We start from the raw sequence: 16,259 nt of genomic DNA on the forward strand, positions 1-16,259 counted from the left end.
CTGGCGGACAGGAAATCTGTACGGGCTCAGACGCTGAAAAAAGGTGGCGCCATGCTGGCGCGACAACCAAAAACAATCCACTCGGGTTCGACTCCGAAAGAGCCGGTCGGCCGAGTGTCTTCATGATCGATACCGCGGGTGAACTCACCGCGGGAAATGCGTGCAGCTGGGGCCCGCACCCCGAGGGATGCGGGCCCCAGCTGTAGAGCGCGTGTCAGCGCTTAGGCGGGAACGATGTTCTCGGCCGTCGGGCCCTTCTGGCCCTGCGCGATGTCGAAGATGACCTTCTGGCCCTCGTTCAGCTCGCGGAAACCCTGGGCGGCGATGTTCGAGTAGTGGGCGAACACGTCAGGACCGCCACCCTCCTGCTCGATGAAGCCGAAGCCCTTTTCCGCGTTGAACCACTTCACGGTACCAGCAGCCATGTCATATCTCCTTTGGGGCAATACATCGGCGACTGCACTGTGCGGACGCCGTGTCGCCGCGATGATGCCCCGCCCGGCAAAAGACCGGGAAATACAAAGCGCTTCCAGTGGAATGAATTCCGGCTGGAGGCGCTTGAAGTTCTTGGGTACCAAAACTGCAACCGAGATCGACAGTAGCACGCTGCAGCGGCTTGTGTGCGTTGAATATTTCCGGCCGCCGTGTTGCGGTAGAAACTCTCCCCGCTGGATCCGCTAAATCCTTAGGTCGCGGTGACAGATATTGATTCACCCCGACCGCAGCATTCTTTGGCTGTTCGCCGCCGGCTGCAGGAGGCGGCAGCGAAGTCGGCCGGTTGGAGACGTGTGGGGGACAGGTTCCGACGTGGCGGACCGCTGGAGGGGTCCTCGCGGTGACGAAGTCTTGTACGGCAGCGAACGCGCCCCGGGAGAGGCTCGACCAACCCGGCGCCGCTGGCGGTTCGGAGCCCCGGCAGTGGCCGCCCCGGCGTGGGCTCGTAGGTTCCGCGTAGACCGCAGGCATTGCCCGCCGGGGCGCGGTGGAGAATAAAATGACTTCCATGTCGAAGCCTGACGAGCTGCTCGTGAACGTCGCCGCCCTGGTGGAGTCCGGGCAGAGCAACCAGATGTCCCTGACCGTGGTCACCGGCGGTGCTGTCATCACCGGCCGGCTCGCCCCCGAAGCCGTGTGGAGAGAACGTGTGTCGGAGGTGCTGACGGATTCCGCCCGCCTGGGCGAGTTCTCCGCCATCTTCACTGCCACGACACCCAAGGAGGGACCGCCCACACATCTGCACTTTCATGTGGCGCGGATCCTGCAGGGAACCGTGGGCATCCCGGAGACGGGCGGGATGTACCGCATCTCGATCAAGGACGTCAGCGCCTGGACCGTGGGCGACTTCAGCTACTCCGACAACTGACCCGCGACTACGGCGAGGACCCGCCGCAGGACTGAGGGCCCGACCGGTGCATCGGGCGGGCCCTCACCGCCGTATCAGCGCCGGATCAGGCTGCGGGCTGGGGCTGGCGCAGTTCCGCCTGACCGAAGAGGAGGGCGTAGCCGCCGGGGAGCTGGTGGAGGACGCGGGCGAGGAGGTCGGGTCCCGCGAGGCGGGTGACGACGGCGAGTACGGCGCCGGTGTCCCAGCGTGCGGTGGCGGGCGTGCCGCCGGTGCGGGTGGCCAAGTCCTTGACGAAACCCCAGCCGGTGAGCTGTTCGGTGTCGGGGATCTGGGCGGTGAGGGTGAGCGCGGCCTCGACGGGCAGGCGCTGTGCGAGATCGACGCGTTCGTCTCCGGCGACCTGCCTGCCGAGGGCCGTCAAGACGGTGCGGAGTTGGGGCACGCGGAGGCCCTGCAACGCGGGCCATCCCGCGGTCGCACCGCCCCCAGGAAGAACGCTGTTCACCGCTCCGACGAGAGTCTCATCGGGGCAGACGCACAGAACCGGTGTGACGGGAGGGGCGTTGCCGGGGTGCACCGAGCTGGCTTCCAGGCTGACGCGGAGCCATGCTGGATCATGCCGATCCGTCGGCGGGAACTCCGGAGCCCGCTGCGCGTGCGCTCACGCAAACGGCCCCGGACGAGGAGTCCGGGGCCGAATAGAGCGCCTCCCTGGGAAGAAATCCCAGGTCAGCGACTTACGTGCTGTGCCCTCGGCAGGATTCGAACCTGCGACACCCGCTTTAGGAGTTCGATCGCGTACCCCTGCCCGGGGGTGGGCCGCCATCGACGGCTGCTGCGGACAACCGAGTAGGACCGCCGCCATCCGCCCTCGTTGATGTCAGCGGTGGATGTCAGACCGGCCTGGCATCCTGCGTCCGTGACAATGACATGGGCCGACTTCTGGGTACTGATAGCCACCCTGAACGGTGAGGCCACCCAAGAGAGCTGTCAACGCCTGGCGGAGGAGCTGAGCCGCCGCCCCGTCTCCGACATCGTCGGCTTCGCGGAGCGCCATGCTGAAGCCCTCTACCGCCTGGACCAGGAGAAGTTCGGCACCCTCCCCGTGATCGACCTGACGGTCCTCGACGGCCGCCCGTTCCCGCAGTCGTCCGACGGGTTCCTGTACGCCCGCTGCGCTGTCGTGGCGGCGGGGCAGTCCGTATGGGAGAGCGTCTTCTTCGACGTCGACAAGTTCGTCCCGTACACCTCTACCGAGTGCGACGGCGAATGGCTGCTCTATGTGCCGGACCGGGCGTACGAGCAGGCCACCGGTGAGAGGTGGGACCGTCCGACGCGGTACTCCTTCGAGAGCTACTCCAATCAGGACGGCTGGCCGCGCCAGCAGACGTGAACTATCGGTTGATGGGAATCTCGTAGACGATCTCGCACAGCGCGACGGGTACGACGATGTCGGCCGTCTCCACGGGCTGCGCTTGGTCGCTGTAGTAGGTCCGCCGGATGTGGGTCACCAGGGCCGCCTTCTGGATCCCCAGGAGCGACGCCTCCTCGGCCGTCGCCTGCCGCGGCTCCGGCTGCTCCACGGCATGGCTGACCGTGATCCCGATCTCGGCCATCCGGTTCACGACACCTGCCCCGGCGTGCGGCCCACCCTCAGGCAGGACGACGAGCGTCCCAGCGGTGAGCTCGTACGGCTCCCAACTCGTCGACAGCTGCACAGGACGGCCATCGGCGAGGAACTCGTACACGGTCCGCACGCACAGCGCCCCAGCGTCGATACCGAGCCGCACCGCGATCTCGGCCGGCGCAGGCACCTTCGCCTCGGTCCGGCTCTCCCAGTTCCCCTGCCGACCCAAGGCCTGCATGTCCGCACGGAACGGGGACTCGCCGGGCTGCTCGCGCGCTGAAGACCGAACGACCCGCACACGCTGACGCGACTCGGCGACGTACGTCCCCGACCCCGCGCGCCCCTCCAACACACCCTGGGCGATCAGCAGCTCCTGCGCCCGGCGCACCACGTTCTCGCCGACCCCGCACTCCCCGGCGATCTGCGTCCGCGACGGCAGCCGATCGCCGACGGTCCATTCGTGCTCCGCGATCCGCTGCCGCAGTACGTCGGCGATACGGAGATAAGGCGGCTGCTCAGGCATGTAGAAAATCTAGTCCACTAGCTCTAACCTAGTTAACTAGCTTCACTCAACGTGTTCATCCGGCAACGGAGGCCCTGTGCCCGCTTCGGAAGTAGCAAGGGCCGAGGACATCGCTGCCCGACTGTCCGCCTTGGGGCTGACCACGCGAGTGGAGGCGCACGCCCGCTACACGTCGATCGAAGCGGACGTACCGGAAGCGCTGCCCGCCTCCGCATGGCGGGAGGTCCTGGAAGTGGTGGCGGAGGCCGACCGATTCGGGCTCCTAGCCAGCAGCTTGACCGGCCGCACCCTATGGGCCGCCGTACGCAAAGCGGTCCCCGCGACGGGCGACGTCCGGGGACCTGGCCGACAGCAGTAGGAGCTGATCAGCATGTCGAACCGTATGGTCCCCACCCCCGCCCGCACCAGTGGGCGGCCTCTCCGGCCGACGCCACCACTCGACGCGACCACTACCCCCTACCGGTCGACCTCGTGCGCGATCGGCACCCACCACGAGTGCGCGCAGTCGTCCCCGGCCACGGCGCCGGTCGGCGTACCCGTGATCTACGAGGCCTGCGACTGCCCCTGCCACACGCCCGACGACCAGGCCCAACCGCGGCGGGTGACCCAGTGAGCGGATGGACCCCAAGCGGTGCCCTTGCGACGAACGTCGAGATCACCTCGACGACCGTCCAACGCGGCGACGTAATCCAGGTCGGCGGCCAGCCGTGCCGCGTCATCGACCTGATCCAACTCCCGGCCAGCGCCAAGCGACTCCGCTTCGAGTCGGGCGAACTCCTGACCATCCACGCCCGCACCCGCCTCGTCGCCCTCCGCATGCGGAGGAACTGGTGACCCAGCCTTCCCCCTCCCGCCGCCACGCCATCGCCGAAGACCTCCGCAACCACATCTCGACGGGCCGCCTAAAGCCAGGCGAACGCCTTCCCTCCGAGGCCCAACTCGCCGCCCGCTACTCGGTCAGCACACCCACGCTGCGGAGCTCCCTAGCGCTCCTCCAGAGCGAAGGCCTCATCGAAAAGGTCCACGGCAGCGGCAACTTCGTCCGCCACCCCCTCCGCAGAATCACGTACGCCGGCGGTGGCCATGCACCGAGCGCACCGGCCCCGCCCGAGGAAGCCCTCCAGACCACCGTCCGCGCCACCAACCTCCGGGCACACGGTCCGCTGACCGCCCTCCTCAAGGTCACGCCCCGCAGCCCCCTGACGGAGTTTCTCTGCCTTAGCCAGGAGGGAAGGACTCCGCACAGCCTGGCCCGCATCTACGTGCCCCGCGACCTGGCGCCGTCAGACATCCACAAAGGCCTTTTAGCCGCACGACTGGCAGAGCGGCGCCCACCACTGGCGGCGGTCCGGGAAACGGTCAGCACCCGCCTCCCCACCCCAGACGAAGCGACGACCCTCCGCATCAGCGCGACCTCGGCCGTCCTGTCGATCACGCGCGTGGCGACGGACACCACCGGCCGCGTGGTCGAGGCGACCCTTCTGGCCCTCCCTGGAGACCGCGCCGACGCCGTCTTCACTACCCACCACACGACTGAACCCAGGAAGGCGGAAGCATGACCCCCCAGAACGAACTGCGACTCCTGCCATGGTCAGGCCCAGACGGCAAGCCCTGCTTCCTGAGTGCCGAGAACAGCGCCGGCTACCTGTCCCGCCTCGCAGACAACGCCGAGGTGGCCCAACTCGGCTTAGGGGCAGAGCTCTTGGACCACGCGCTCGTAGTTCTCTCGGACGAGCATGCAGATCTGGACGAACTCCGGCTCCTTGCAACAGACCTGACCGGAGCCCTGAGGGACGTGGTTCGAGTAGCGACCAGCCGCGGCCACCGCCTAGCGATACCAGCCTCCTCCACCTGCGAAGAACGCGCCGATCCCCCTCGCTAGCCAGAAGCCTCGGATTAGTGGCGCCGCATGGCAAGGACGTTGAAGCCCCCCGCAGACTTCTGGGGGCTTCACTGTTCAAGATCGAGGGCATGGCACTCCGCCACATCTTGGCCACGAGCGTCCCGCACTTGAGCTGGGTCACCCGCTTCCAAGGTTCGGACGATCAGACCCCGGCATGGTCCCTCCCACGACGGTCGTTGGGAGGCGCAGACAGGGCGGACAGAAGCAGTGGCGGCACACGATTCTCATGCGGCGGCTCTGTGACCAACTTTTGCTGTTGCAGCCCCCCAAAGGCACCTCCGGCGCTACGGTGGGCGGCGGGACGCCAAGTGACTCGGGTGCGAGTCGGGGGAAAGGCTACAGAGCTATGGCGCAAGTTATTGCCATGTTCAACAATAAGGGCGGCGTAAGTAAAACTACGACCTGCTTCAATCTTTCCTGGATGCTCGCGCAACGCGGCAAAACGGTAATCATGGTTGACGCTGACCCTCAATGCAATCTGACCGGTATGGTCCTCGATCTTACCCAGGTCGACGCTCTAGATAAATTCTATTCGGATCACCCGAATCAGAATCTTCGCGATGCTCTTGATCCGGCTTTTCAATCGCGGCCCCGCCCCCTTACTCCGGTCGAGTGCGTACCGGTTTCCGGTCGAGAGGGGCTCTTCCTGATCCCTGGACATGTAGGGCTCGCGGAAGATGAGGTGTCGCTGGGTGTAGCTCAACAGCTTTCCGAATCCATTCAGGCGCTCAAGAATCTCCCGGGTAGCTTCTCTCACTTGTTTGAGATCACCGCCGAGAAATATAAGGCTGACTATGTAATTCTTGACCTAAGTCCAGGGCTTGGTTCGATTAATCAAAACCTCGTATCCATCTCGGATTTTTTCATGGTGCCTACGAGTCCCGACGTCTTCTCGGTGATGGCTATGGATTCCCTTGCCCGGGTCCTGCCAAAATGGGTGCGCTGGGCTGAGCGTGCCGCCGAACTCGACGCCTTGGCTAAGGCTGATTACGTATTTCCCCCACCCAAGCTTAAGTTCATGGGGACGATTGTTCAGCGATATCGTTTGAAGAATGGCGCTCCAACCATTGCGTTTCAGGAGTACTTCGATGCTCTGGACGGCGCCATCACGAACACTCTTGTTCCTGCGCTCAGGTCTAGCGGCCTGATGCTTGAAGAGGCGATGTATGAAGGTGTCGGCGAGGACCCGCCCTATCGACTGGCGTCGATCCCGGACTTCAATACCTTGATCGCCAACTCTCAGCAGAACCGGAAACCGGTCTTCATGTTGACGCAACAGGACGTAGGGCGCGGCGGGGCCGTGTGGGAGACGACAGCCGTAAATATTCAAAAATTCCATGACACATTCGATAGCTTGGCTAGTCGAGTGGAGCAGTTGACGGGCCAGGCTCCGTAATGCCACTCCGGCGGTTCAGTGACTTCGAAATCGAAATTAAGCGCGCCCGCGATCTAGTAGGCATAGGTCAGTCGCTATCTTCGATCACGAATGGACTCATCGGTGGCGAGGATCACTTTCGATCGGCCTTGGTGCACGCCGTAGCCGCTCTTGATTCTTACGTGCATGGCGTCGTGCTCGATCGCGCCATAGACATCCTTATGGGGCGGCTTAATGTTGCTGCTTCCTCGAAGGTCGGCTTGAGTTTTGCAGCCATCGGAAAAATTATGACGTCCGGTCCACCTGGAAGCGCCGCTGTCGAATTGAGTGCTCGAACTTACGTAGCCGAGCGACTCGGGCTCGAAACATATCAACGCCCGGATGATATTGGTGCAGCTCTATCCATGGTGGGTGTTGCGAAGATCTGGTCGACGGCCTTCCCTGTCGATGCGGGTAGTCGAAAGACCGCTCTCGGAGTGATCGTGAGTCGCCGCAATCGTATAGTGCATCAGTGTGATCTTGATCCTCTTCCGGGGGGCACTACAACGCCGATCATCGCAAGCGATGCATTGGATGCCATAGGTGTAATCGAAGGAATCGTTAAGAAAGTGGACGTGCACTGCTAAACGGGGATTGAGGCTGATGGAGTGGCTGTCCGGTGTCTTATCGAGGGCGAAGCTTTCCTCCGCCTAATGGGCTAGCCACTACCTGCTTATTGGTCTCTGGCCATGCTCAACATGTGTCTAGGAAGCTGGGCGAGCTGTGGTGCCGGGCTTCTTTGTGATGCGGCGTCAACCCGACCGCAGCCCGCTGTCATCCCGTCTGCCGTCGTCCCACACGTAGTGGTAGCGGGGCAGTCGTCAGGGGCCCAGGTGGAGCGCCCTGCTGGACGAACGACCTGGGCCCCTGGCGGCTGGTCTGCTACGGCTTGCCCTGGGACGACGGCAGACGGGATGACAGCCCCCACCCCGAACACAACGGAGCCGCAGGCGCACGACTGGCCCCCGCATCCCAGAGTCAGAGCGCCCCCGCCGGAGGCATCGCCTTGACGGGCAGCTCACCGATCAGGCCGGACTCATCCAGCCCATCAAGTCCTGAGCCATTGGCGCGCGGCCGGCGCCCCGGGCTGGAGCGGGGCGCAGACAGGAGCGCAGGCCCGGGGCGACGGGCGCGCGACGCCGCCTTGGCGGCGGAAGCGCCCTTGATGAAGTAGGGAAACTCTTACCGCGCGGTCTCGGCCCGGAACTTGTCGAGTAGACCGAAGAAGAGGTCCATGGCGGGAACGCTTCGGTCCTCGGCTGTGAGCTCGATCGCATGCCCCCAGGTGAGGCTGCCGTAGTCGCTCCCGATGTGGTCGCGAAGCCATTCGGCGAAGGGTCCGTCGGTACCGAAGGGAGTGGCGTCCGGGTTGCCGCTCACCTGCATGGCCACGTCGAATCCGTGCAGCATCGAGTGCAGGTGTGTGACTGAAGAATGGGGTACGTACATACCCGGCCTCAGGCGTACGTTGTCCAGGAAGTCGTAGACGTCGCGGATCTCGCTGATCGGCTTGGGAGCGGGCCGTCTTCCCTCAGAGACACTCACGCTGATGCCTTGAGCAGCTGGCGGCCGTCGTGGCTGCGGACGTGGGGGCCTGCGTCGTCCAAGGCGTCCAGGAGGCGGATCGCGTAGACCTCGGACATTTGAGCAGTGACCTCTTCTGGGGTGAGCCAGGCGACCGCGGTCGATTCCTCCGAGGTGCGCTCCGTGCCGCCTGACGGCTTGCAGCGGAAGACCAGGGCGACGATGCCTCGGGTGGTGTTCTTGTAGACCCCGGTGAGCTCGTCCACCTCGACCTTGATGCCCGTCTCCTCCAGGACCTCGCGGCGGACGCCGGCCTCTGGGGACTCGGTGAGTTCGAGGACTCCGCCCGGCAGTTCCCAATTCCCGTTGTCCGCGCGACGGATCGCCAGGAGTCGGCCGTCCTCGCGCAGCACTGCCCCGGCTACGGACACGGAGTGCAGTGGCGTTGACTTGGCCTGCGGGGAACCCGTACTCATGTACAGGAGCATAGGAGGAAGAGAAGGACTATGGGAACCGCAGCAGGAGGTGGCAGGGCCGCCGTGCCTCGGTACGTGCAGATCGCCGAAGACATCGTTCAGCAGATCCGGGCCGGGGTGCTGAGTGCCGGCGACATGGTGCCGAGTGAGTCGGAGCTCGTGGAGCGCTACGGCGTCGCGGGCGGGACCATCCGCAAGGCGATGGTGGAGGTTCGGGCGAGCGGGCTCGTGGAGACGAGGCACGGCAAGGGCTCGCTGGTGAAGGCTCGCCCGCCCGTGCGGCACCGGTCCTCCGATCGCTTCCGGCGTACGCATCGGCAGGAGGGCCGGGCGGCGTATCTCGCCGAGTCCGCGCAGTCTGGGGCCGAAGCCAAGGTGAGCGTGCTGTTCATCGGGCCCATGGAGGCGCCGGAGGAGATCGCGACGCGGCTCGGTGTCACTGCGGGGACACAGGTACTGGCCCGGCGCCGGCTGTACTTCCGGAACGGGACGCCCGTGGAGACGGCTACCTCGTACCTGCCCTGGGACGTCGTGAAGGACATCCCGGAGCTGTTCGCCGAGAATCCGGGGCCTGGCGGTATCTACGCGCGGCTGGAGGATCACGGCCACGTCTTCGCCGAGTACGTGGAGACCCTCCAGGCCCGGCCGGCTGCCAAGGCTGAGGCGACTGAGCTGTCCCTGACTCCCGGCGCACCCGTGGTGCATCTGCTCCGCGATGCCGTCACGGAGGAAGGTCGCGTGGTCGAGGTCTGCGACACCCTCATGGCCGCTGACCAGTTCGTCTTCGAGTACCGGATCCCCGCGCGCGACTGACGCTCGCTCAACTCCCCACAGCCCGCTACGAGTTTCTCTTCGTAGCGGGTTGACTCATGTATAGGAGTCGGGCACTCTTCTTCATGTCACTCCTGTACATGAGTGACGGAGTTCAGCATCTATAGAGGAGTGATCCGCTGTGCGTCAGATTCCCGTCGACACCTCGGCCGCCATGGTGATGGTCGCCCAGCCCCCGGCCGTGAAGATCAAGGACCGTCGGACCGGCGAGATTGCCACCGACCCCGAGACCGGGTCCCAGATGATGACCGTGGACGTTCTGTTCGCCTCGTACGGGGAGGCGGAAGTCCTGTCGGTGGTCGTACCGGCGCCCGGGATCTCGGGCGAGCTGGTCATGGGTACCCCCGTCGCGTTGACCGGCCTGGTCGCCCGCCCGTGGGAGAACGAGTTCAACGGCCAGAAGCGCCACGGCATCAGCTTCCGCGCCGTCGCCGTCACCTCGCTCACCGCCAAGGCGGGCTGAGCATGAACGCCTTATGGGTCACGCTGCTGGTGGTCCTCGCCCTGGCGCTCGTACTGCGCTGGCAGCGGCCCACCTGGTACTGGATGACCTTCGGGGTCACCTTCGCGACCATCCGCGTTCTGATCCGCTACCGCTCGGTGATGGACGCCTGCGGGCTCACCGTCCCGCCCTCCCGCTGGCGACTAGCACTCGCCCGGGTGGCTAACAGGCCCACACCTGAGGCTCGTTCGCCCCGCATCCTGCGGCTGAGGCCCACCTCGACCGGCCTGGTCCTACGGCTGAAACTCCGGCCCGGACAAGACGCGTTCGACTTCTCCGCCTCGTCGGACCGGCTCCGGCACTCCTTCGCTCTCCATAACGTCGTCTCGCGCGAGATCCGCTCCAGCATCGTCGAGCTGAGGATGACCGGGTACGACGTACTCAAGCGGGTACGCATGCCAGCCGCGGCCGTGCCCGATCAACCGCTCCGCGTGCCGGTGGCCCTGCGCGAGGATGGGCAGGTTCATCACCGGGACTACCGACAGGTCCCGCACGCCTTGAACGTCGGTGCGACCAAGTCCGGGAAGTCCGTCTACCAACGCACGCTCGTCTCCGGCCTGGCCTCGCAGAACGTCGCCCTCGTCGGCATCGACTGCAAGAACGGCGTGGAACTCTCGCCGATGGCGCGGCGGTTCACCGCCCTCGCCGACAACCCGGACGATGCAGCGGAGCTGCTCGCCGCGCTCGTCCAGTACATGGGCCGCGTCTATCAAGTCATCCGTGCCGAGCAGCGGATCAGCATCGACCTACCGGATGCGGAGATCACCGCCGACATCTGGGATCTGCCCGCGCACCTTCGCCCCGTACCCGTCGTGCTGCTCGTGGATGAGGTTGCGGAGCTCGCCCTCGCCGCGGGTAAGGCAGAGGAGGCTCGACGGGACCAGATCGTCACCGACCTGGTTCGTCTCGCCCAGCTCGGCCGCGCAGCCGGCATTCACCTGGAGATCTGCGGCCAGCGCTTCGGCTCCGAACTCGGCAAGGGCATCACCATGCTCCGCGCCCAGCTCACCGGCCGTACCGCTCACCGCGTCAACGACGAGACCTCGGCCAACATGGCCTTCGGCGACATCTCCCCGGACGCCGTCCTCGCGGCCGTCCAGATCGACAAGGACCGCCCCGGCACCGCCGTGGCCGGCGACTCCTCCGGCGGCTGGTCCCGCATCCGGGCCCCGCACACCACCCTCCGCCAGGCCGTGAATACCTGTAACGCCCAGGCCCACCGCACTCCGAATATCCCGGAGCTGGAGCCTTTCCGGCCCGCGCTCCCGGTACGCGTCCTCGTCGGCAAGGTCCAGCCCAAGACCGCCTCGGCACCTGCCTTCTGATCACTAGCCCCACCCGGTCGGCGCGGCCTCATCGCGCTAAGTCCCTACCCCACCCATGCCTGAAACGAGGTGAACACCATGACCCGCCTGGTCCGCCCGGACGCCGTCCTCGTCCAGGCTGTCATCGCCGGAGCCCTCTCCTTCGCCCACCTCCACGACCTCGCCGAAGCCGCAGGCCAGGACGGCTGGAAGGCCTGGGCCTACCCGGTCAGCGTGGACCTGCTCCTCGTCGCCGCCTGGCACCGCCTCCGCTCTCTACGGGAAGCGGGGGAGCCTTCGCGGTCGGCCTGGTCCTGGTTCGCCGTAGCCCTTGCGGCCTCACTCGGCGCGAACGTCGCGACCGCCGGCCTCCTCGACCTCCGCGACGTCCCGGATTGGCTCCGCATCCTCGTCGCCGGATGGCCGGCGCTCGCCTTCCTCGGCGGCACGCTCCTGGTCCACCGGCCTACGCCGCCCAGCGCGCCGGAACCCGGCCCGGACTCGGCGCCCCTTCCCGTGTTCGAACGGGAGACAGAACCCGGCGTACAGGCTGACGAGCTCCCCGCCCTGCCTGCCCCTGCCCCGGCACCCGCAACGACGGTCACCGCTCCGCCTGCCCTCGTCGCGCACGCCCAGAAGATCGCCGCCGACCACCGCACCCGTACCGGCTCGGACATCGACACCGAGACCCTGCGCGCGCGGCTCGGCGTCCCGTCGCCGATGGCTGAAGCCATCGCTGCCCAGCTCGCTTGAGGAGATCCCATGCCCGCCCGGATCAACTTCCGCTCGCTCATGAAGATCGGCCCCGTCCAGATAGGCACCTACCGCGACAACCGCGGCCGCAACAAGGACACCGCCGTCTGCACCACCGACGGTTGCGGCTGGTCCTCGGACTACAGCTCCTCGACCGCCGCCCAGCTCGCCGCCCGCTCGCACCGCTGCCGCGTCGCCTGATCAGAAAGGCCACCGCCATGGACGTCCCGCTCTGGTTCGCCCTGCTGGTCGTCGGTGTCCTCGGCTACAAGCTCGTCCGCCCGCCGCTCTGGCTCGTCGCCGTGATCCTCGTCGGCGGCTTTCTCCTCGCGGACAGCTTCCTCGCCCCGGCCATCGACACCGCGATCAACAAGTAACCCGCCCTGGAAGGAAAACGGCCATGTTCAAGCCCAAGTACCCCAGCCCCGACACCTACACCCCGTCGACCATCCGCCCGACCCCCGTGCCCGTCGAGTACTCGGAGTCCGGCCCGTCGCCCGTCCCCGCGAAGTCCCCGAGCGCCTTCGGCGGCCTGGTCCAGAGCTCGCCCGGTACCGCGCTCGCCCTCGCCGCCGGCGGAGTCGCCGGAGTACTCGCGCTGGCCTCCGTCGCCGTCTCGCTGCTCCTGGCCGTCGCGGTCACGGCCGTCGCCCTGTCCATCAGCGCCGTCGTCATGCTCTTCCTCGTCCGCGCCCTGCGCCAGGAGTTCAAGAGCCGCTGACCGGCCCCGGGACGGCCTCAACCGCCAAGTCTCCGCCGTCCCGGCGCCGCATTCCTGCCCGATCCAAATAACCGGACGGAACCACCATCATGAAGCAGAACACCACGGGAGAGCTCTGCCCGAACTGCGACGGCCACGCCTCCGTCGCCATCACCCTCGGCGGCCGCGACCACCACGGCCACCTCCGCACGATCACCGCCCACTGCTTCACCTGCCACGGCACCGGGACCCGCCGCCCCACCCGCCGTCCCCACCGGACGGTGACCGCGTGACCCACACCGCGACCCTCGCGGGCCTGGACCCGGCCACCCTCGGCGACATGCTGAAGGTGGCCGGGGCTCCCGGTTACGCACGCTGGGAAGACCAGATCCACCGGACCGGCGGCTGCTCCGACCCGATCCACATCACCGGATGGACCGTCGCCAAGGACAAGACCTCCGGCGAGATCCTCCACCGCTACTCCACCGCGGACGAACCCGGTGCCCGCCTCCGCATCGCCTGCGGCAACCGTCGCGCCTCCCGCTGCCCGGCCTGCGCCTGGACCTACGCCGGAGACACCTACCACCTGATCCGGGCCGGACTGGCGGGCGACGACCGCCGCGACATCCCTGCCACCGTCCGCGAACACCCCCGCGTCTTCGCGACCCTTACGGCCCCGTCCTTCGGGCCGGTCCACAACCGCCCCGCCGGCCGCCCCTGCCGCTGCGGCAAAAACCACCAGGAGGACGCGCCCGAACTCGGCACAGCCCTCGACCCGACCACCTACGACTACGCCGCCGCCGTCCTCTTCAACAACCACGCCGGACAGCTCTGGCAGCGATTCACGACCCGCCTGCGCCGCGAGATCGCTGCCTCCGCCGGCCTGACCCAGCGCGAGCTGAAGGAGGAGGCTCGGATCTCCTATGGCAAGGTCGCGGAGTTCCAGAAGCGCGGCGCCATCCACTTCCACGCCGTGATCCGCATCGACGGGCCTACCGGCCCCTCCAGCCCGCCGCCGTACTGGGCCAGTACGGAACTCCTGGAACGGTCGATCCGCTCCGCTGCGGCCCACTCCTACACGTCGGTGCGGATCCCTCCCGCCGGCGACCAGCTCGCCCGCACCCTCCGCTGGGGCACTCAGCTCGACGTACGCCCCATCAAGGCCTTCGGTGACGGCTCCGAGGTCACTGAACAAGCCGTCGCCTCGTACGTCGCGAAGTACGCGACCAAAGCCGCAGAGACCACCGGAGCGACCGACACGGCCGTGCACTGCCGCAAGTGCCGGGGGACTGGCCTCTCGGACCGCTATTACCGCCCCGACTCCGCACTGAGTCGCTGCTCCCGCTGCCACGGAACCGGCCTCGGTGACGACCTCGCCCGGTTGCCCGTGTCCGAGCACGCCCGCCGCCTCATGGAGGCCTGTGCCGCCCTACACCCCCTCTACCCGGACCGTGCGCTTACCCGCTGGGCTCACATGCTCGGCTTCCGCGGCCACTTCTCCACCAAGTCCCGCCAGTACTCGACCACCCTCGGCGCCCTCCGCCAGACCCGCGCCGACTACCGCGCCGCCCAAGAACGCGAAGCCCGCGGCCTGGACGACGTCGAGCCGGACACCGTGCTCGTCCTTGCTTCCTGGCAGTACGCCGGCCACGGACACAGCCCGGGGGAGTCCGTCCTCGCCGCCACCATCGCCCGGGACATCCAGCTCAACCGCCAGACCGCTCGCGAAGCCCTGCACGACCAACTCGCCTGGGAGGGAGTCACACCATGACCACCGCTACCCCCGAACTCCTGACCGTCCCCGAGGTCATGCAGCGGCTCAAGCTCGGGCGCTCGACCGTCTACGACCTCATCCGATCCCGGCGCCTCGTCTCCATCACTATCGGCCGCGCCCGCCGCATCCCGGCCGACGCCGTCCGCGAGTTCATCGACCACGAGATCGGAGAGGCCGCCTGATGGCCACCCAGCGCAAGCGCAACCCGAACGGCGCCGGCACCATCACTCAGCGCAAGGACGGCCGCTTCCAGGCCGCCGTGTACGTCCTCCAGCCCGACGGCACCCGGGCCCGGAAGTTCGCCTACGGCAAGACCTGGGCCGAGTGCGACGTGAAGCGCCGCGACCTCCTCGCCAAGGTCGACCAGGGCGTGCCCGTGCCGACGAAGTCCGCGAAGCTCTCCGAGTGGCTGCCGTACTGGCTCGACAACATCGTCAAGCCGCGACGCAAGCTCAGCACGTACGACAAGTACGAAGCGCACGTCCGCCTGTACCTGGAGCCCATGATCGGGACCCGGCGTCTGGAATCCCTCGGCGTCGCCGATGTCCGGCGCTTCCTCGTCCAGCTGGAGAAGAAGACCACCGCGGCCACGGCCAAGGAGTCGCACCGCGTCCTGCGGACGGCGCTCACCGCTGCCTGCCGGGAGGAGCTGATCGCGCGCAACGTGGCCTCGCTCGTCGAACCGCCCCGGCCGCAGTCGCGGGAGCTGAGCCCGTGGTCCCTGGACGAGACGCTCGACTTCCTCGCCGCCGCCCGGACAGACCCGCTCTACGCGGCCTTCGTGCTTGCTATCACCATGGGGCTCCGGCGCGGCGAGCTCGTCGGCCTCCGCTGGACGGACCTCGACCTCGACAAGCGCGTGCTCTACGTCCGCCAGCAGACCCAGCGCCGCCGCGGCGTCCTCTACGACGATGACCCCAAGGGGCGACGCCGGCGGGCGGTCCCGATTCCCGCGATGTGCATCGCCCCGCTGCGCTGGCACCGGATGCAGCAGAGCAGCCAGCGAGCCAAAGCGGGGGAGAAGTGGACGGAGAGCGGGCACGTCTTCACGACGCGTAGCGGTCGCCCGGTAGAGCCGCGCAACGTCTATCGATCCTTCACCCGCGTCGCCCAGGGCGCCGGCCTCCGGGTGATCCGGCTGCACGACGCCCGGCACGGCTGCGCGACGCTGCTGACCGCTGCCGGGGTGGCGCCCCGCGTGGTGATGGAGATCCTTGGGCACAGTCAGATCAGCATCACCATGGACGTCTATACGCACGTGGTCCAGGACACGCAGCGTGAAGCGATCAGCCACATGGACCGCCTGCTCAAGAGGCGTCCCGGTCGCCCCTGACCGGTGCCGTTGATGTCAGCCGTGGATGTCAAAGGGCACCTACCAGAACTGGTAGGTGCCCTTTTCCCTTGTGCCCTCGGCAGGATTCGAACCTGCGACACCCGCTTTAGGAGAAAACGTAAAGCGATCATGAGCCTGAGTGAGCCCGGGTGGGTCCCGATGAGGCCTGATCCAGAGGGCGCTGAACTGCTGGAATGAGCGTCAGTGAGTCTCATCGAGACTCGGTGAGGGGGAGTTGTGGATTCGATGT

Annotated in this window: 24 protein-coding genes and 1 pseudogene; 20 read left to right on the forward strand and 5 right to left on the reverse strand. The window is 66.9% G+C overall.

Annotation, left to right across the window (positions count from 1 at the left end):
- Positions 1-221: 221 nt before the first annotated feature.
- The gene (locus AC3IX6_RS21685) at positions 222-425 is read right to left on the reverse strand and encodes a cold-shock protein (protein ID WP_327306256.1); all 204 of its coding nucleotides are present in this window, start codon (positions 423-425) and stop codon (positions 222-224) included.
- 578 nt (positions 426-1,003) lie between these two features.
- On the opposite strand from AC3IX6_RS21685, the gene AC3IX6_RS21690 reads away from it, so the two are divergent.
- Positions 1,004-1,363, forward strand: coding sequence for a hypothetical protein (locus AC3IX6_RS21690; protein WP_266879729.1), 360 nt, complete (start codon positions 1,004-1,006; stop codon positions 1,361-1,363).
- A gap of 85 nt (positions 1,364-1,448) precedes the next feature.
- Here the strand turns inward: AC3IX6_RS21690 and AC3IX6_RS21695 are convergent.
- Positions 1,449-1,769, reverse strand: a pseudogene (locus tag AC3IX6_RS21695) (DUF2267 domain-containing protein); the annotation flags it as partial.
- Between the two features lie 501 nt (positions 1,770-2,270).
- On the opposite strand from AC3IX6_RS21695, the gene AC3IX6_RS21700 reads away from it, so the two are divergent.
- Positions 2,271-2,738, forward strand: a complete 468-nt coding sequence (locus AC3IX6_RS21700) for a DUF4240 domain-containing protein (RefSeq protein ID WP_489371517.1) — start codon at positions 2,271-2,273, stop codon at positions 2,736-2,738.
- Between the two features lies 1 nt (position 2,739).
- On the opposite strand, the gene AC3IX6_RS21705 is transcribed toward AC3IX6_RS21700, so the two are convergent.
- Entirely contained in the window at positions 2,740-3,495 is a 756-nt protein-coding gene (locus AC3IX6_RS21705) for a GntR family transcriptional regulator (RefSeq protein WP_489363745.1), read from the reverse strand.
- A gap of 76 nt (positions 3,496-3,571) precedes the next feature.
- Between AC3IX6_RS21705 and AC3IX6_RS21710 the strand changes: the two genes are divergently transcribed.
- The 7 genes from AC3IX6_RS21710 to AC3IX6_RS21740 all read left to right on the forward strand — a co-directional run bounded on the left by AC3IX6_RS21710 (position 3,572) and on the right by AC3IX6_RS21740 (position 7,399).
- A complete protein-coding gene (locus tag AC3IX6_RS21710; RefSeq protein WP_489363747.1) occupies positions 3,572-3,853 on the forward strand; it encodes a hypothetical protein in 282 nt (93 codons plus the stop codon).
- Positions 3,854-3,865: 12 nt separating this feature from the next.
- Positions 3,866-4,108, forward strand: a complete 243-nt coding sequence (locus tag AC3IX6_RS21715) for a hypothetical protein (RefSeq protein ID WP_489363749.1) — start codon at positions 3,866-3,868, stop codon at positions 4,106-4,108.
- On the forward strand, positions 4,105-4,329 hold the full coding sequence (locus AC3IX6_RS21720; RefSeq protein WP_489363751.1) for a hypothetical protein: 225 nt from the start codon (positions 4,105-4,107) through the stop codon (positions 4,327-4,329). The genes AC3IX6_RS21715 and AC3IX6_RS21720 overlap by 4 nt, the downstream gene beginning before the upstream one ends.
- Positions 4,326-5,054: a GntR family transcriptional regulator gene (locus AC3IX6_RS21725; RefSeq protein WP_489363753.1), complete on the forward strand. Its 729-nt coding sequence runs from the start codon at positions 4,326-4,328 to the stop codon at positions 5,052-5,054. The genes AC3IX6_RS21720 and AC3IX6_RS21725 overlap by 4 nt, the downstream gene beginning before the upstream one ends.
- Entirely contained in the window at positions 5,051-5,377 is a 327-nt protein-coding gene (locus AC3IX6_RS21730; RefSeq protein ID WP_489363755.1) for a hypothetical protein, read from the forward strand. Before AC3IX6_RS21725 ends, AC3IX6_RS21730 begins: the two co-directional genes overlap by 4 nt.
- Positions 5,378-5,762: 385 nt before the next feature.
- Entirely contained in the window at positions 5,763-6,794 is a 1,032-nt protein-coding gene (locus tag AC3IX6_RS21735; RefSeq protein WP_489363756.1) for a ParA family protein, read from the forward strand.
- Between the two features lie 173 nt (positions 6,795-6,967).
- Positions 6,968-7,399 (forward strand): hypothetical protein, encoded by a 432-nt coding sequence (locus AC3IX6_RS21740; RefSeq protein ID WP_489363758.1) that lies wholly within the window; start codon positions 6,968-6,970, stop codon positions 7,397-7,399.
- A gap of 595 nt (positions 7,400-7,994) precedes the next feature.
- Here the strand turns inward: AC3IX6_RS21740 and AC3IX6_RS21745 are convergent.
- Together AC3IX6_RS21745 and AC3IX6_RS21750 are read right to left on the reverse strand one after the other, a co-directional pair.
- A complete protein-coding gene (locus tag AC3IX6_RS21745) occupies positions 7,995-8,222 on the reverse strand; it encodes a hypothetical protein (protein ID WP_489363759.1) in 228 nt (75 codons plus the stop codon).
- 131 nt (positions 8,223-8,353) lie between these two features.
- Complete coding sequence (locus AC3IX6_RS21750) at positions 8,354-8,824, reverse strand: NUDIX hydrolase (RefSeq protein WP_489363761.1); 471 nt, start codon at positions 8,822-8,824, stop codon at positions 8,354-8,356.
- A gap of 18 nt (positions 8,825-8,842) precedes the next feature.
- Here AC3IX6_RS21750 and AC3IX6_RS21755 point away from each other — a divergent pair, with 18 nt between their 5' ends.
- The 11 genes from AC3IX6_RS21755 to AC3IX6_RS21805 all read left to right on the forward strand — a co-directional run bounded on the left by AC3IX6_RS21755 (position 8,843) and on the right by AC3IX6_RS21805 (position 16,009).
- The gene (locus AC3IX6_RS21755; protein ID WP_052871648.1) at positions 8,843-9,625 is read left to right on the forward strand and encodes a GntR family transcriptional regulator; all 783 of its coding nucleotides are present in this window, start codon (positions 8,843-8,845) and stop codon (positions 9,623-9,625) included.
- Between the two features lie 139 nt (positions 9,626-9,764).
- The gene (locus AC3IX6_RS21760; protein WP_052871649.1) at positions 9,765-10,106 is read left to right on the forward strand and encodes an SCO3933 family regulatory protein; all 342 of its coding nucleotides are present in this window, start codon (positions 9,765-9,767) and stop codon (positions 10,104-10,106) included.
- Between the two features lie 2 nt (positions 10,107-10,108).
- On the forward strand, positions 10,109-11,470 hold the full coding sequence (locus AC3IX6_RS21765) for an FtsK/SpoIIIE domain-containing protein (protein ID WP_489363763.1): 1,362 nt from the start codon (positions 10,109-10,111) through the stop codon (positions 11,468-11,470).
- A 78-nt stretch (positions 11,471-11,548) separates the two neighbouring features.
- Positions 11,549-12,202 (forward strand): DUF2637 domain-containing protein, encoded by a 654-nt coding sequence (locus AC3IX6_RS21770; protein WP_489363765.1) that lies wholly within the window; start codon positions 11,549-11,551, stop codon positions 12,200-12,202.
- 9 nt (positions 12,203-12,211) lie between these two features.
- The gene (locus AC3IX6_RS21775; protein WP_489363766.1) at positions 12,212-12,403 is read left to right on the forward strand and encodes a mobile element transfer protein; all 192 of its coding nucleotides are present in this window, start codon (positions 12,212-12,214) and stop codon (positions 12,401-12,403) included.
- A gap of 17 nt (positions 12,404-12,420) precedes the next feature.
- Positions 12,421-12,579, forward strand: a complete 159-nt coding sequence (locus AC3IX6_RS21780) for a hypothetical protein (RefSeq protein ID WP_266908904.1) — start codon at positions 12,421-12,423, stop codon at positions 12,577-12,579.
- Between the two features lie 23 nt (positions 12,580-12,602).
- Positions 12,603-12,923, forward strand: coding sequence for a SpdD protein (locus AC3IX6_RS21785; protein WP_489363768.1), 321 nt, complete (start codon positions 12,603-12,605; stop codon positions 12,921-12,923).
- 89 nt (positions 12,924-13,012) lie between these two features.
- Positions 13,013-13,195, forward strand: coding sequence for a hypothetical protein (locus tag AC3IX6_RS21790; protein ID WP_489363769.1), 183 nt, complete (start codon positions 13,013-13,015; stop codon positions 13,193-13,195).
- Between the two features lie 47 nt (positions 13,196-13,242).
- Positions 13,243-14,673 (forward strand): replication initiator, encoded by a 1,431-nt coding sequence (locus tag AC3IX6_RS21795; RefSeq protein WP_489371518.1) that lies wholly within the window; start codon positions 13,243-13,245, stop codon positions 14,671-14,673.
- The gene (locus AC3IX6_RS21800; RefSeq protein WP_399456997.1) at positions 14,670-14,858 is read left to right on the forward strand and encodes a helix-turn-helix domain-containing protein; all 189 of its coding nucleotides are present in this window, start codon (positions 14,670-14,672) and stop codon (positions 14,856-14,858) included. Before AC3IX6_RS21795 ends, AC3IX6_RS21800 begins: the two co-directional genes overlap by 4 nt.
- Positions 14,858-16,009 (forward strand): tyrosine-type recombinase/integrase, encoded by a 1,152-nt coding sequence (locus AC3IX6_RS21805; protein ID WP_399456996.1) that lies wholly within the window; start codon positions 14,858-14,860, stop codon positions 16,007-16,009. Before AC3IX6_RS21800 ends, AC3IX6_RS21805 begins: the two co-directional genes overlap by 1 nt.
- Positions 16,010-16,259 lie beyond the last annotated feature (250 nt).

The sequence above is a fragment of the Streptomyces sp. GL_141 genome (genome assembly GCF_057834385.1).